The organism is Variovorax dokdonensis, assembly GCF_030316895.1.
GTDB classification, from domain to species: domain Bacteria; phylum Pseudomonadota; class Gammaproteobacteria; order Burkholderiales; family Burkholderiaceae_C; genus Variovorax; species Variovorax dokdonensis.
Window position 1 is genome coordinate 192279 of sequence record NZ_JASZYV010000003.1, and the last position, 14597, is coordinate 206875.

General features: G+C 67.0%; 14 protein-coding genes. 10 read left to right on the plus strand and 4 right to left on the minus strand.

Annotated elements, in window-relative coordinates; all coding sequences use genetic code 11:
- The first annotated feature begins 16 nt into the window (after positions 1–16).
- Together QTH91_RS14660 and QTH91_RS14665 are read left to right on the plus strand one after the other, a co-directional pair.
- The gene (locus tag QTH91_RS14660; RefSeq protein ID WP_286661581.1) at positions 17–520 is read left to right on the plus strand and encodes a Tim17/Tim22/Tim23/Pmp24 domain-containing protein; all 504 of its coding nucleotides are present in this window, start codon (positions 17–19) and stop codon (positions 518–520) included.
- Positions 521–576: 56 nt separating this feature from the next.
- Positions 577–1239, plus strand: coding sequence for a dioxygenase family protein (locus tag QTH91_RS14665; RefSeq protein ID WP_286660843.1), 663 nt, complete (start codon positions 577–579; stop codon positions 1237–1239).
- 21 nt (positions 1240–1260) lie between these two features.
- On the opposite strand, the gene QTH91_RS14670 is transcribed toward QTH91_RS14665, so the two are convergent.
- The 3 genes from QTH91_RS14670 to QTH91_RS14680 all read right to left on the minus strand — a co-directional run bounded on the left by QTH91_RS14670 (position 1261) and on the right by QTH91_RS14680 (position 3188).
- On the minus strand, positions 1261–1668 hold the full coding sequence (locus tag QTH91_RS14670) for a hypothetical protein (RefSeq protein WP_286660844.1): 408 nt from the start codon (positions 1666–1668) through the stop codon (positions 1261–1263).
- Positions 1669–1816: 148 nt separating this feature from the next.
- The gene (locus QTH91_RS14675; protein WP_286660845.1) at positions 1817–2218 is read right to left on the minus strand and encodes a PPC domain-containing DNA-binding protein; all 402 of its coding nucleotides are present in this window, start codon (positions 2216–2218) and stop codon (positions 1817–1819) included.
- 13 nt (positions 2219–2231) lie between these two features.
- Positions 2232–3188: a phosphate acetyltransferase gene (locus tag QTH91_RS14680; protein ID WP_286660846.1), complete on the minus strand. Its 957-nt coding sequence runs from the start codon at positions 3186–3188 to the stop codon at positions 2232–2234.
- 157 nt (positions 3189–3345) lie between these two features.
- On the opposite strand from QTH91_RS14680, the gene QTH91_RS14685 reads away from it, so the two are divergent.
- Genes QTH91_RS14685 through QTH91_RS14695 form a run of 3 tightly spaced genes read left to right on the plus strand, consistent with a single transcriptional unit; the run spans position 3346 to position 7810 of the window.
- Positions 3346–5817: a DUF3141 domain-containing protein gene (locus tag QTH91_RS14685; protein WP_286660847.1), complete on the plus strand. Its 2472-nt coding sequence runs from the start codon at positions 3346–3348 to the stop codon at positions 5815–5817.
- Entirely contained in the window at positions 5814–6596 is a 783-nt protein-coding gene (gene fabI / locus QTH91_RS14690; protein WP_286660848.1) for an enoyl-ACP reductase FabI, read from the plus strand. Before QTH91_RS14685 ends, fabI begins: the two co-directional genes overlap by 4 nt.
- Positions 6597–6607: 11 nt before the next feature.
- Positions 6608–7810, plus strand: coding sequence for an acetate/propionate family kinase (locus QTH91_RS14695; protein WP_286660849.1), 1203 nt, complete (start codon positions 6608–6610; stop codon positions 7808–7810).
- 10 nt (positions 7811–7820) lie between these two features.
- Here the strand turns inward: QTH91_RS14695 and QTH91_RS14700 are convergent, their stop codons facing one another.
- A complete protein-coding gene (locus QTH91_RS14700) occupies positions 7821–8606 on the minus strand; it encodes an IclR family transcriptional regulator domain-containing protein (RefSeq protein WP_390367463.1) in 786 nt (261 codons plus the stop codon).
- A gap of 193 nt (positions 8607–8799) precedes the next feature.
- Here QTH91_RS14700 and QTH91_RS14705 point away from each other — a divergent pair, with 193 nt between their 5' ends.
- The 5 genes from QTH91_RS14705 (at position 8800) to QTH91_RS14725 (ending at position 14524) form a co-directional block, all read left to right on the plus strand.
- The gene (locus QTH91_RS14705) at positions 8800–9717 is read left to right on the plus strand and encodes a shikimate dehydrogenase family protein (protein WP_286660851.1); all 918 of its coding nucleotides are present in this window, start codon (positions 8800–8802) and stop codon (positions 9715–9717) included.
- A 97-nt stretch (positions 9718–9814) separates the two neighbouring features.
- Complete coding sequence (locus QTH91_RS14710) at positions 9815–11227, plus strand: MFS transporter (RefSeq protein ID WP_286660852.1); 1413 nt, start codon at positions 9815–9817, stop codon at positions 11225–11227.
- A 33-nt stretch (positions 11228–11260) separates the two neighbouring features.
- Positions 11261–12226 carry a sugar phosphate isomerase/epimerase family protein gene (locus QTH91_RS14715; RefSeq protein WP_286660853.1) on the plus strand — a complete coding sequence of 322 codons (966 nt, stop codon included), beginning with the start codon at positions 11261–11263 and terminating at the stop codon, positions 12224–12226.
- Entirely contained in the window at positions 12223–13056 is an 834-nt protein-coding gene (locus tag QTH91_RS14720; protein ID WP_286660854.1) for a shikimate dehydrogenase family protein, read from the plus strand. The genes QTH91_RS14715 and QTH91_RS14720 overlap by 4 nt, the downstream gene beginning before the upstream one ends.
- A 220-nt stretch (positions 13057–13276) precedes the next feature.
- Positions 13277–14524 carry an alpha/beta fold hydrolase gene (locus tag QTH91_RS14725; protein WP_286660855.1) on the plus strand — a complete coding sequence of 416 codons (1248 nt, stop codon included), beginning with the start codon at positions 13277–13279 and terminating at the stop codon, positions 14522–14524.
- The last annotated feature ends 73 nt before the right edge of the window (positions 14525–14597 follow it).

The window sequence follows — 14597 nt, forward strand, 5'->3', positions numbered from 1 at the left end:
AGACCGATCTTTCATGCTGAAGCACGTCTTGCGCCTCTACGGCGTGGCCCATGCGGTGACAGCGTTTCTTTTCGCCCTGGCCGGGCTGACGCTCATCTGGCTCGCCGCGCGAGAAGGCTGGCAGGCGATCCAGAGCGATCAGGCGGTCCATTCCGTCACGCTGGCGCTGATCGAGGCGCTGGGCATCCTGGCCGCCGCCGTGGTGGCACTGCAGATCTCGCAGACCGTTGCCGAGGAAGAAGTGGTGCGCGACGCGCACATCAGCGCCCCCACCCGGGTGAGGCGCTTTCTCTCGCGCTTCATGGTCGTGATCGTGGTGGCTCTGGCGGTCGAAGCGCTGGTGTCGATCTTCAAGGCGCGCAGCGATCCCGACCTGCTCTTGCAGGCCGCCGCCGTGATCACGTCGGTGGGCATTCTGCTCATCGGTTGGGGTTGGTTCATTCGCCTCAATCGCTATGCCGAAGAACTGGAACCCGAGGCCATGGCCGAAGCCAAGAAGGAAGACCACAAGCTGAAGTGAGGCAGCGCGCAGGGCCATCGCTTGCGCGGCGATGCCTGGCTGGGTCATGCTGCGACATGCCGTCGCCACGCCCACTGCCCGCTTTCCGCGAGACCACAGACCGCCGCCGCCTGGCCGCCGCTGCTCTGATCGCCTTTCCCGCCTTGTGGCTGGGCGCGGCGCGACCGGCGCACGCACAAGGCGGGGCGCGCCTGCGGCTGACGCCATCTCAGACCGAGGGGCCCTTCTATCCGCCACAACTCCCTGCCGACCATGACGGCGATCTGTTGCGAACCGGCACGCTGCGCTACACGCGCGGCGATGCGGGCTGGGTGGAAGGCACGGTGGTGGACGCCTCGGGACAACCGGTCAGGGATGCGACGGTCGAGATCTGGCAGTGCGACGAATCGGGCCACTACCATCACCCCGGCGACGGCGGGCGAGCAGATCCCGCATTCCAGGGCTTTGGCCGCACGCAAGTCGACGCCGATGGGCGATGGCGCTTTCACACGATCCGGCCCGTGCCGTATTCGGGCCGCACGCCGCACATCCATATGAAGGTCAAGCGCGGTGAACGCGAGTTGCTGACCACGCAGCTGTATGTGAAGGGTGCATCCGGCAATGCGCGCGACTTTCTCTGGCGCAACATGTCCGAGCAGGACCGCGCCGCGCTCACGCTGTCGTTCGATTCTTCGCCCGAAGGCTGGAAAGCCAGATTTCCGGTGGTCGTCGCAACCTAGCAGTTGCTTCTGCGGCCAGGCTTACAGGTCTTCGATCACCAGCTTGCGATAGCGGCGTGCGATGGAATACGGGTACTCGCGCACCACGAGCATCATGCGCTCCGCATCATCGGCATCCGGGGTTCGAACCAGCAAGCCGTGGTGGCCCTCGCGCGCGAGCTTGGTGAACGCCCGCACGTTCGCCGCGTCGGTGCCCACCGATGGCAAGGGCTCGTCCGCATCCGACGCCGTAGGCGTGATCTGCGAAAGGATGGCCTGCGGCGGGAGCGACAACACTTCGAAGCCGCCTTCGGGCGCGGCCGCGAGCGCATCGCCGGCGTCCGTGGCGGTCCGAGCATCCGGAAACATCAGCATGGTGTAGCCGCTCGGGTAGAAGGCTCCGCCGATGGCGGACAACATGCTGTCGTCAAGGCTGAATGGCTGCGTCATGTCGCCACGATGCGCCAAGCGGATCCTGCCGGATGTAGGAAGAGCCCTTCCAATGCGCGTCAGCCAAGAGCGTTACCGTGCGCCCCGCAGCTACCAGCCCTGATCGGCAGCGGCCTCGCATTGGTCCGCCATCGCCGCGCCTCTTCAACTACGGAGCGGGCGCGCGGACGACCAGTTCCGCCCAACCGGTGGCCGCGTCGGCCTCCCGCGCGAAATGCCACCCCGGCAGCAAGGCGAGCAGCACCTCGGCAGTGGTGCGCACGATGCAGCCATAGCCGGCATGGCCGCCCGTCACCCCGCCATGCAGGTCCGACACGCTCAGATGCAGGTGCGAACCGTTGGCGGCCACGCTGCCGGACAGTGTCAGCAGTTCCACGTCGGCGTCGATGCGACGGATCTCCTGTGCACCTGCCATGCGGATGCAGGCGGGCCGCAGACTGCCGATGCCGGCCACGACGAACGCGGCAGCATGCCCACGACCGGCAACGGCCGCTTCCAGGGCACGCCGAAGGTCGTCTCCAGGCAACAGGCGCAGTGCCAGGGGCTCCATCTCAGACACCCCGTCAACCCACCGCGCGGATGCTTCCTTCCCGCGCAGCCTGCGCCAGGAGGGACGCCACTGCACAGGAAGCAAAGCGCGCGGACTCCGAGTCCGCCCGGCTGGTCAGGATGATGGGCACCTTGGCGCCGAGCACGATCCCGGCGGCGTAGGCGCCCGCGAGGAAGGTCAGGCTCTTGGCCAGCATGTTGCCCGCGTCCAGGTCCGGAACGATGAGAACGTCGGCCAGCCCCGCCACCGGCGAGACGATGCCCTTGATGCGCGCTGCCGTGGCGTCGATGGCGTTGTCCATCGCCAGCGGTCCGTCGAGCACCGCGCCGGTGATCTGCCCGCGTTCGGCCATCTTGCACAGCGCCGCTGCGTCGATCGTGGAAGGCACCTTCGAATTGACGACTTCCATCGACGACAGGATGGCCACGCGCACCTGCGGCAACTTGAGCGCATGCGCCAGATCGATCGCGTTCTGGACGATGTCGACCTTCTCGTCCAGCGTGGGGGCGATGTTGATGGCCGCGTCCGAGATGATGAGCGGCTGGGCGTGGCCGGGCACGTCCATCACGAAGCAGTGGCTGATCCGGCGCGAGGTGCGCAGCCCGCCGTCGCGCCGCACCACGGCGGCCATCAGCTCGTCGGTGTGCAGGCTGCCTTTCATGATCGCGTCGACTTCGCCGCCCGCCGCCATGGCCACGGCCGCAGCGGCTGCCGCATGGCTGTGCGGCGCATCGACGAGCGTCAGGCCGTCGATGGACAAGCCGCTCTCCTTGGCCGCCGCTTCGATCTTCGCGCGCGGGCCGACCAGCACCGGATGGATCAGCCCCATCCTGGCCGCGTCCAGCGCGGCGCCGAGCGCGACGTCGTTGGTGGGGTGCACCACCGCCACGCGCAGCGGCGGCAACTGCCTCACGGTTTCGATCAGACGGTCGTAGTGCGGGTGCGGGGCCCGGTCGTGAAAGTCGTTCATGAGGCAGAGGCTCCTGTCAAAAACATTTCGTTTCGAGGCCCGGGCACCGGGGTCGTGCCAGCGGTTTGAACTTGAACACAAACTGTGCAGAATGTGCTTGCTGCGGCGCAGCATATCGCCAAACGTCTCTGGTTCGACACTCAAAAGCGAGCATCCAATGAACGACACGACTGCGAAGACGCCATTCGTTTCACTGGCCGATGCGGTCCATGCGATGCAGGCCTTGCCCGACTATCTCGTGGACGCGTGGCAACGGGGCGTACTGACCGCCGACGTCCTGCGCGAGCGCGGCGACATCTTCCTGGCCCACGCCCTGAACGGCAAGCCGCCCCTGCTGACCTTCGAGCACGAACTGCTGATGGACGGCCGCGATCTGCCCCAGCCTTGCAACTACGCCCTGTTGCGCATCGTGCCGCCGGCCGGCGCGGTGATCGATCCGGCCAAGCGCCCCATCGTCATCATCGACCCGCGCGCCGGCCATGGGCCGGGCATCGGCGGCTTCAAGCCCGATTCGGAAGTAGGCGTGGCGCTGCGCGCCGGGCATGCGGTGTACTTCGTCTCCTTTGCGCCGGAGCCGGTGGATGGGCAACGGCTGGTGGACGTCGCACGTGCCGAGGCAACCTTCATCGAGGAGGTGACCCGCCGTCACCCCCAATGCCCGCAAAAGCCCGCGGTCATCGGCAACTGCCAGGCCGGCTGGGCAGTGGCCGCACTGGCCTCGGTTCGGGGCGAAGCCATGGGCCCGATCGTCCTCAACGGCGCGCCGCTGTCCTATTGGGCCGGCAGCCCCAGCCAGAACCCGATGCGCTATGCCGGCGGCATGCTGGGGGGCTCATGGCTCTCGGCGTTCACGGCCGACCTGTCCGGCGATCGCTTCGACGGCGCCTGGCTCGTGAGCAACTTCGAGAACCTCAACCTCGGCAACACGCTGTGGGGCAAGCTCTACAACCTCTATGCCAACGTCGACACGGAGCGCGAGCGCTTCCTGGAGTTCGAGCGCTGGTGGGGTGGCTATTTCCGCATGACGGGCGAAGAGATCGAGGCCATCGTCGAGAACCTGTTCGTGGGCAACCGGCTTGCGCGTGGCGAGTTGGCGATGGATGGTGTGCCGATCAACCTGCGCAACATCGCCTCGCCGGTGGTCGTGTTCGCCTCGTGGGGCGACAACATCACGCCGCCCCAGCAGGCTCTGGACTGGATCCTCGACGTGTGGGGCACGGAGAAGGCGCTGATTGCCGCCGGCCGCACCATCGTCTACATGCTGCACCCCACCATCGGCCACCTGGGCATCTTCGTGGGTGGCGCGGTGGCTCGCAAGGAGCATGACCAGTTGCTCAACACGCTCGACCAGATCGAGGCGCTGCCGCCCGGCCTGTACGAGATGAAGATCCTGCCCGGCGATGCCGACGACGCCTTCGCGCATCTGGAAACCGGCGGCTGGCGCGTGCGCTTCGAGACCCGCACCACCGATGACATCCGTGCGCTCAACCCCGAAAAGCGCCAGGACGAAACGCTGTTCAGCACCATTGCCCAATGGTCGGAGCTGAACATGCAGGCCTATCGCACCTGGGCGCAGCCCTTTGTTCGATCCGTCGGCAGTCGGGCGCTGGGCGACGCAATGCGCTGGCTGCACCCCCTGCGAATGCAGCACCTGGCCCTGTCCGACCTCAACCCGATGGCGCCCTGGGTGCGCGCGGGCGCACAGCGCGCACGGAACGAGCGCAAGCCGGCGGCAGGCGACAACCCCTGGCTGGCCTGGGAGCACCAGGCATCGAGCCGCTTCGTCGAAGCGCTCGACACACTGGGCCAATGGCGCGACCAGGCCTCGGTCGAGTGGGTGGAAAAAGCCTATGGACCCATGGCGCTGGGCGCCGTGCTGCCGCCCGAACAGGCCGACGAGATGGCGGCCCTGCAGCGCGCCGGCAAGGACGAAGCACGCGCGCGCAGGCTCGCCCTGGAAAACGTCGACAAGGGCGGCTTTGCCGAGGCGGTGTGCAGGCTGGTGTTTGCGGGCATCGTGAACAGCGGCGCCGTCGAACGGCGCGGCCTTCGCCTGGCCCGGCGGCTGGCTGACCTGCATGCGCAGATGGCGACTCACCTTGGCCTGCTGCATGCGCAGACGCACGACGTCGATTGGCAAAGAACACTGGACGCGCAGGCGCTCATCACCACCTTTGCGCCAGAGGCATCGCTCGAATCGCTACCCAAGCTGCTGCCGCACCGCGCTGAACGCGAACATGCGCTGGCGCTGGCCGCGGCGGTGCTGATGGCCGAGCCGCGCCTGTCCGATCCCAAGTCGCCTGTGTCGCGCTTCGTGCGCGACAAGCTCGACGTGGACCCGGCACGCGTGGCGGCCATGGCCCTTTCGCTGGCACAGACCGCGGCGCAAGAGGACACCGACGCAGCCGGCGCCGAAGTGGCCGGCATTTCCCTGCCAGCACCCAAGCCACCCGCCGCCAAGAAGGCGCCGCGCCGTCCGACCAAGCCTGCCGCAAGACCCACCGCCAAGCGCACCGCCAAGCCCACCGCCAAGTCAGCCGCCAAGCCAAAAGCAAAGGCGGCTGCGCCACGCAAGCGCAAGCCAGCGGCCAAGACCCAGCGCGAACTTCGGCTGGTGGTCAACCGATGAATACCGCCGCGCCCGGTCGGCCCCTGGCGGGCAAGAAGGTGCTGATCACGGGCATCGCCAACGAGCACTCCATCGCCTACGGATGCGCCCTCGCCTTTCGCACCTTGGGCGCGGACCTGGCAATCACCTACCTCAACGACAAGGCCAGGCCGCACGTCGAGCCGCTGGCCCAGGCGCTCGACGCGCAACTGCTGCTTGCGCTGGACGTGATGAACCCCGGCGCGCTCGAAGCCGTGTTCGACCAGATCCGCTCGCAATGGGGCGTGCTTCACGCCGCGCTGCATTCGATCGCCTATGCGCCCAAGGCCGATCTGCAGGGCCGACTGGTCGACAGTTCCGCCGAGGGCTTCTCGACCGCAATGGATGTGTCCTGCCACAGCTTCATTCGCATGGCGCAGCTGTCCGAACCTTTGATGACGGAAGGCGGCACGCTGCTGACCATGAGCTTCTACGGGGCGCACAAGGTGGTCGAGAACTACAACCTCATGGGCCCGGTGAAAGCGGCGCTCGAGGCTTCGGTGCGCTATCTGGCCCACGAACTGGGGCCCAAGGGCATCCGCGTGCACGCCGTTTCGCCGGGGCCGATCCGCACGCGCGCCGCATCGGGCCTGGCCGAATTCGACCGCCTGCTGGACGATGCCACCAGCCGCGCCCCGGCGCACATGCTCGCCAGCATCGAGGACGTCGGCTATGCCAGCGCCATGCTGTGCACCGACCATGCGAGACTGCTGACCGGTTCCACCTTCTACGTGGACGGCGGCTATCACATCATGAACTGAGGAGCCTTCGCATGACGGACGCGCGGTCGGCAAGCACGGGCATGGTCGCAGTGGTCAATGCCGGCTCTTCGAGCCTCAAGTTCTCGCTGTTCGAGTGCAGCGCAGACGGCCTGACGCTGGTCATGCGGGGGCTGGCGCAAGGCCTGGACAGCGCAGCGCGCTTCGAAGCCAAGGACCCGGCCGGCAAGGTCCTGGCGACACACGCGTGGGAAGCCGGACAGCGCATCGGCCACGACGCCGCACTGCATCACGTCATCGAGGCCGTGAGGGGCCTGCTTCCGGGCGTGCAACTGCGTGCCATCGGCCATCGCGTGGTGCATGGCGGCACGGAATTCAGCGCGCCGGAGCTGGTCACGCCCGAGGTGCTCGAAAAACTCACCGGGCTGATTCCGCTCGCGCCGCTGCATCAGCCGGACAACCTGGCCCCCATCCGTCTGGCCTTCGACCTGCTGCCGGACGTGCCGCAGGTGGCTTGCTTCGACACCGCGTTCCACCGCAGCATGGCGCCGCTGGCCCAGATGTTCGCCCTGCCCTACACCTACTACGACGAGGGTTTGCGGCGTTACGGCTTTCATGGCCTTTCGTACGAGTACATCGCCTCGCGGCTGCCCGATGTGGCGCCCGCGTTGGCCAGCGGCCGCGCAGCCGTCATGCACCTGGGCAACGGTGCCAGCGCCTGCGGCCTGCTTGACGGGCGCAGCATTGCCAGCACGATGGGCTTTTCCGCGCTCGATGGGCTGACGATGGGCACGCGCTGCGGCGCCATCGATCCGGGCGTGGTGCTGCACCTGATCCAGCAGCGCGGCATGAGCGCGGCCGATGTGGAGCGCATGCTCTATCGGCAATCCGGCCTGCTGGGCATCTCCGGCGTGTCGAGCGATATGCGCACCTTGCTCGCCAGCGACGAACCGCGCGCGAAACTGGCGGTCGAGCACTTCGTCTATCGCATCGTGCGCGAACTCGGTTCGCTGGCCTTTGCGATGGGTGGGCTGGACGGGCTGGTCTTCACCGGCGGCATCGGCGAGCACGCCGCGCCGGTGCGCCAGCGGGTGGTGGCGCAAATGGCCTGGTTCGGCGCCGAACTGGATGCCGAGGCCAATGCCGCCAACGCCACCTGCATCACGACGCCAGCTTCGCGCTGTGCCGTCTACGTGATCCCGACCGACGAGGAGCTGATGATCGCCCGGCACACGCTGCGGGCGCTGGACGCCTGAGCAAGAGCGCTCAGATCAGGTTGCGCATGGCCTGCGCCGTTTCGCGCAGCACCGGCAGCACGCGAGCCACCGCGTCCTTGCTCGACTCCTGGCCCATCGGCATGGTGATGTTGAGCGCGCCCACCAGATCGCCGTGGCGGTCGCGCAGCGGCACCGCAATGCCGCGCGAGTTGAGGTCGAGTTGCTGTTCGGACAAGGCCCAGCCCTGCGCGCGGATGCTTGCCAGTTCGAGCTTGAGCCGCTCCTTGCTGTCGATGGTGTGCGATGTGAACACCATCAGCTCTCGCGTGGCCAGCCAGTGCTGCACCTGGGCTTCAGGCCGCAGGGCAAGCATCAGCATGCCCGCGGCGGTCACTTGCGCCGGCACGCGCGCGCCCAGAACGTAGCCGGTGTTGACGCTGCGGTTGGGGCCATTTCGGGCGATGTAGACGACCTCGTCGCCATCGAGCACGCTCAGGTAGGCGGTCTCGTGCGTCCCGGCCGCCACCCGCTGCAAAAACGGCTGGACGATGCGCGGCAGCCGCGCCGATTCGAGGTAGGACTGGCCCAGGCGCAGCACGCGCGGCGTGAGCCAGAACAGCTTGCCATCGCTGGCCACGTAGCCCATGTGCTGCAGCGTGAGCAGGTGGCGGCGGGTGGCGGTGCGCGTCATGCCGACGCGGGCGCCGGCCTCCGCTGCGGTCATGCGCGGATGAGCATCGTCGAAGGCCTCGATCACCTGCAGGCCGCGCTGCAGACCGGCAATCCAGTCGCGCCGGTCGAGGGCAAATTCGGCGTCGGTGGCTTGGGCAGCCAGCGCGCCAGTAGCGTCGTTTTCGGGTGCTGAAGTGTTCGGCATCGGTGCGTGCGTTAGGTGCAAACCCTCGGTATGATCGATTATCGATCATTCAAGTTCGATGATCGAACACGCTCTGAAGGCGGCATGCAGCGCTGCGGCGCCGCACCGCCTAAAGTCCACCGCAAACGACGAACGCCATTCGAGACACTCCATGGACATTCACGGCAAGACCGACCTGTACCTGATCCCCGGCGACCCGGTGACCAACGTGCGCCTGCCGCGCATGTTCAATGCGGTGTTCGATCGCTGCAACATCGCCGCCCGGATGGTGCCGGCCCAGGTGCGCGCCCGCGACTTCGCCGTCTGGCTCAAAGCCAGCTTCCTGGCGCACAACGTCAAGGGCATGGTGATCGCGCCGCCGCACAAGCCGCTGGCGGTCGATCTGCTCGACGGCTGCGGGTTGTTCGCCCGCATCGCCGGCTCGGTCAACGTGGTCCGCCGCACGCATACGGGCGAGCTCGAAGGCGACCTGTTCGACGGCGAAGGCATCGTCGGCGCGCTCGACTACTTCGGCATTCCATTTCGGGGCAAGCGCGTGCTGATCCTGGGCGCCGGCGTGAGCGGCGCAGCCATCGGCGTATCGCTGGCCGAGGGCGGCGGCAGCGACAGCGCCGCCTACATCGCCTTTCACGATCCGCATCCCGGACGCTCCGCCGGCGTGGCCGCGCGCATCGACAGCGCCTTCGACGCGCGCGTCGAATCGGTGCCCGACGCAGACCCGCAAGACTTCGACCTCGTCGTCAACGCCACCATGCTCGGCCTGCGCGATGGCGAGGCGTTGCCCGTCGATGTCTCTCGCATGCCCGCGCATGCGGCGGTGTTCGACATCCTTTTGCGCAACCAGCCGACGCCGCTGGTGCGCGCCGCACGCGAGCGCGGCCTGCATGCTCAGGCGGGCTTCGAAATGCTGATCCAGCAGATGGCCTGCTATTTCGACTACTTCTCGCTGCCGCAGGCAGCGGCCCTGGTCCGCCGGGATGCCGATTTCCTGCGTGAACTGGTGTATCCCCCGGCGCTTGCCGGCGAGATCGCCAAACCGCTGCGCTACCCGGACCCGGGACCGCGCTGACCAGGGCGGCCGACGCCTGTCTCCTTCGAGCAGACGTCCCCCGCCTCCGACTCAAAGACTCGTTTTTCTCGTTCAGCCAAATCAGGGAGACACCCCCATGAACGCGCACGCCCCTATGGACCACGAACCGCACGGAACCCACCAGTCGAAAAAGGCCGCCGCCAGCGGCTGGATCGGTTCCGCCCTCGAGTACTACGACTTCTTCATCTACGCCACCGCCGCCGCGCTGGTGTTTCCGCAAGTCTTCTTCCCCAAGGGCGATCCGGCCATCGGCATCATCGCCTCGCTCGCGACCTACGGCGTGGGTTACGTGGCACGGCCCATCGGCGCCTTCGTGCTGGGGCACCTGGGCGACACGCACGGACGCAAGCAGGTGCTGCTGTGGTGCATGTTCCTGATGGGCTTTTCGACCATCGCGGTGGGCCTGCTGCCCACTTACGACCAGGTGGGCTTGCTCGCGCCGGCGCTGCTGGTGCTGATGCGCCTGATCCAGGGCTTTGCGGTGGCCGGCGAGATCTCCGGCGCGAGCTCGATGATCCTGGAGCATGCACCCTTCGGGCGACGTGGCTTCTTTGCCAGCTTCACGCTGCAAGGCGTGCAGGCCGGACAGATCCTGGCGGCAGCCGTCTTCCTGCCGCTGGCGCACTACATGCCCGCCGAGCAGTTCAACAGCTGGGGCTGGCGCATTCCCTTCCTGCTGAGCTTCATCGTCATCGTGGCAGGCTGGATCATCCGCCGCGAAGTGCAAGAGACCCCCGCCTTCACTGACAAGGCCCAGCAGGCCAAGCGCTCGCGCTCCCCAGTGGTCGACGCGTTCAAGTACAACATGCCCGACATGCTGCGCGTGGTGTGCATGGCGCTGATGAACGTCATCCCGGTGGTTGCCACGATCTTCGGGGCTGCCTACGCGGTTCAGCCTGCCTATGGCATCGGGTTCGCCAAGGACGTCTATCTGTGGATCCCGGTGCTCGGCAACATCCTGGCTGTGCTGGTGATTCCGTTTGTGGGCAACCTGTCCGACCGCATCGGCCGCAAGCCGCCCATCGTCGTCGGCGCCCTGCTGTCGGGGTTGCTGGCCTTCGCCTACCTGTATGCCATCAGCATTCGCAACGTGCCCCTGGCCATCTGCATGTCGCTGCTGATGTGGGGCGTGGTCTACCAGGGCTACAACGCGGTGTTCCCCAGCTTCTATCCCGAGCTATTCCCCACCCGCACCCGCGTGTCGGCCATGGCCATCTCGCAGAACATCGGCACCGCCATCACGGCCATGCTGCCGGCGCTGTTCACCATCGTCGCGCCTCCGGGCTCGGCCAACATCTGGTTCACCGTGGGCGCCATCGCATTCGGCATCTGCGTGATCGCCGCCGTGGCCGCGCTGAGCGCACGCGAGACCTATCGCATCCAGATGAACGACCTGGGCCAGCCTGACGCCGTGCCGCTGGACAAGCAGGAGTACGAGCGCCGCCGCGCCGACTCCATGGCTGCCCCGCTCGAACACGTTCACGCCTGAAGCCACGCTTTCAACGACTGCCGGGAGCCTTCCATGTCCATCGACCTTGCACGCTTTGCCTTCAACACCGTCACCATGGGCGGTGCCCTCAAGCACAAGCTCGCCTGCATGAAGGCGGCCGGCTTCTCGGCCGTTGAGTTGTGGGCGCGCGACCTGATTGGGCATCCCGAGGGTGTCGACGCCGCGGCGCGCATCGTGCGGGAGAGCTCGCTGGCGGTCAGCGACTTCCAGCCGTTGCGGGACTTCGAATGCGCACCCGACGCCATGCGGCCGCACCGCCTCGAGATGGCGCGCGAGCAACTGCGTCAGATGAAGCTGGTGGGCGCCGATCTGCTGCTGGTGTGCTCGACGACGCATCCGCTGGCCATCGACGATCCGGATCGCGCGGCACGCGACCTGCGCGAGCTGGCCGACGTCGCAGCCCCGATGGGCATCCGCATCTGCTACGAGGCGCTTTCTTGGGGGCGCCACGTCAACCGTTGGCACCAGGCCTGGGACATCGTGCAGCGCTGCGCCCATCCGAACGTGGGCCTGAACCTCGACAGCTTCCACATGGCCGTGCACGGCGACGACACGCCCGACGTGCTCGCCCAGATCGCCCAGGTGCCGGTCGACAAGATCTTCCTGGTGCAGCTGGCCGACTACTTTTATGCACACGGCAGCACGCAGACCGACATGATCGAGCTGGCCAGGCACCAGCGCCTGTTCCCCGGCGAAGGCCTGCATGACGTGCGCCCGCTGGTGCGCCTGCTCGAGCAGCGCGGCTACCGCGGCAGCTACACCTTCGAGGTGTTCAACGACGACTACATCAATTCGGACCCGGCCGTCGTCGCGCGGCGTGCCATGGACGCTGTGCACTGGCTCGGCGGCGTGCCGGGCGCCGACGACTCGGGCAAGGCTGCGGTCGGCGCCAATGAACGGCCCCGCACCCGCATGTCTCGCGGCCGGCGCAACTGCCAGCCGCACGCACCCATGGCATTCCAGGCATCTTCGACATGATCTCCGGCAAGACCACACTCATCGGGCACCTCGGCTATCCCACCGAGACCTTCAAGGCGCCCATGATCTACAACCCCTGGTTCGAGCAGCAAGGCATCGATGCGGTCGTCGTTCCGATGGGCATCAAGCCCGAGGACTACGCCGCCACCTTGCCCCTGCTGTTTCGGATGAGCAACCTGCGCGGCGCGCTCGTGACCATGCCGCACAAGGTTTCGACGATGCGGCTGGTGGACGAGGTGACGCCCACCGCCCGCATCGCCGGCGCCTGCAATGCCATCCTCAAGCGCCCCGACGGCAGCTTGCTCGGCGACCTGTTCGACGGCGCCGGCTTCGTGCGCGGCGTCGAGCGCAAGGGGCGCACCATGCGCGGCGCACGCGTGCTCGTCTCGGGTGCTGGTGGCGTGGGTTCGGCCATTGCCGCCTCCATCGCTGCCGCCGGTGCGGCCGAACTGATGCTGTTCGACACGCATGCCGGCGCCGCTGAAGGCCTGGCCGAACGCTTGCGCCAGCACTACCCGGCGCTCGTGGTGCGCACCGGATCGAAGGACCCCGCCGGCTGGGACATGGTGGTCAATGCCACGCCGCTGGGCATGCGCGACAGCGATCCGCTGCCCTTCGACATCGACCGCATCGACCCCGGCACTTTCGTCGGCGAAGTCGTCATGAAGGTCGAGTACACGCCCTTGCTTAAGGCCGCTCGCGAACGCGGTTGCCAGGTCCAGGTGGGCACCGACATGCTGTTCGAACAGATCCCGGCGTACCTCGAATTCTTCGGCTTCGGAACGACCACCGCGGATGCGTTGCGGGCGGTCGCACGACTGGCTTACTGACCCACGCGCGCGCTTTTTTTTGGCGCGCAGCAGTTCAAGCAGAATCCCCCATCACAGCCGTATCAAGCGGCGGATCAGGGGGAATCAGTGGTCAAAGTTCATTGCGAACTCGCGCAAGTGTGCGCGTGCGGTTGCATATCTTGCAACTCTGTTTTGTGGCTGTTCAAGGGGGTCGAACAGCGGTCGGGGGTCGATGGGCGTATGCGGATCGAGCGAGCGCATGGCTGAGGCCGGCGTCTTTCTGATTCATGGGCTCGGTGGCACGCAATACGACCTGGGAACGCTGCACAAGCAACTCACCAGCGCAGGCTTCATCACTCACTCGATCGTCCTTCCGGGCCACGGCACCAAGCCCGAGGACTTGATCGGCGTGCATGCCGAAGATTGGCTCGAAGCGGTCTGCGCGAAGTACGACGAGCTGTCGGCGCAGCATGAAGAGTTGCATGTGGTGGGCATGTGCATGGGCGCGCTGCTGGCGGTGGAAGCCTGCAAGCGCCAGCGCCACACCAAGGGGCGCTTGATCGCGTTGGCAGCACCCGTGTTCGTCGATGGCTGGTCCGTTCCTTGGTACCGGGGACTGCGTTATCTGATGTACCGCATGCCACGGCTCACCGACCGCTGGCGCGTGAACGAGGAAGAGCCCTACGGCATCAAGAACGAGCGCCTGCGTGCGGTGGTACGCGCCAAGTTTGCAAAGGGCGATTCGTTCGCCTACAGCTGGGTGCCGTTGGCCTGCGTGCGGGAATTCGACCGCCTGCGCCGTCTCGTCATGAAGGGGCTCGACAGCATCGAATGCCCGGCCCTCGTGATCCACGCCAGGGAGGACGAGCTGACCAGCCTGCGCTCCGCCACGTTCCTCTTCGAACGCATCGGCGCAGGCCGCCGAACCGGCCAGGCGCAGATGGTGGTGCTCGAAGACAGCTATCACCTGATCTGCGTGGACAACGACAAGGAGATCGTTGCCAGACACGTTGTCGACTTCCTGGGCGCCAGTCCTTGCACGGCCGCAGTGGTGCGCGAGGGCGCCACATGCAGCGCATCGGCCAGGACGCTGGACATGCTCGAACGCGCCTGCGCCCTGCTGCAGCAAGGCGCGTTTGCGGCGCTCCACCAACTCGGGACTGCGGACTTCGCCTGGTACCAGCCCGGTCGCAATCGCTGGAGCGGCGTCTTCCGGGGCAGCAAGGGACTGTCCCGGCTGGAATCCACCTTGGCAGGGCGCGCGAACTTCGAGGGCTTCGGATCACCGGTCTTCAATGCCGGCGTGGCCATCGTGCGCGCGACCTTGAGGCTCGGAGGGCACGAGTCGCGCGGCGCGATCGCCTTCACCGTCCGCCGCAACCGCCTGGTCGAAGCGCGCTGGTTCCCGGACGATCCCGTCCGCGAGAACGCCTTGATCGGTGGCGACACGCCGACTGACGAAGCGCCACCGCACGCACGTCGACCGGCGGCGCTCGTGCAGGCTTGAAGTGGGCAGCGATGCAGGGTAAGCAAGGCATGCGGTAGCGCTATCTTGCCCAACCTCGCTGCCTACAATGCCG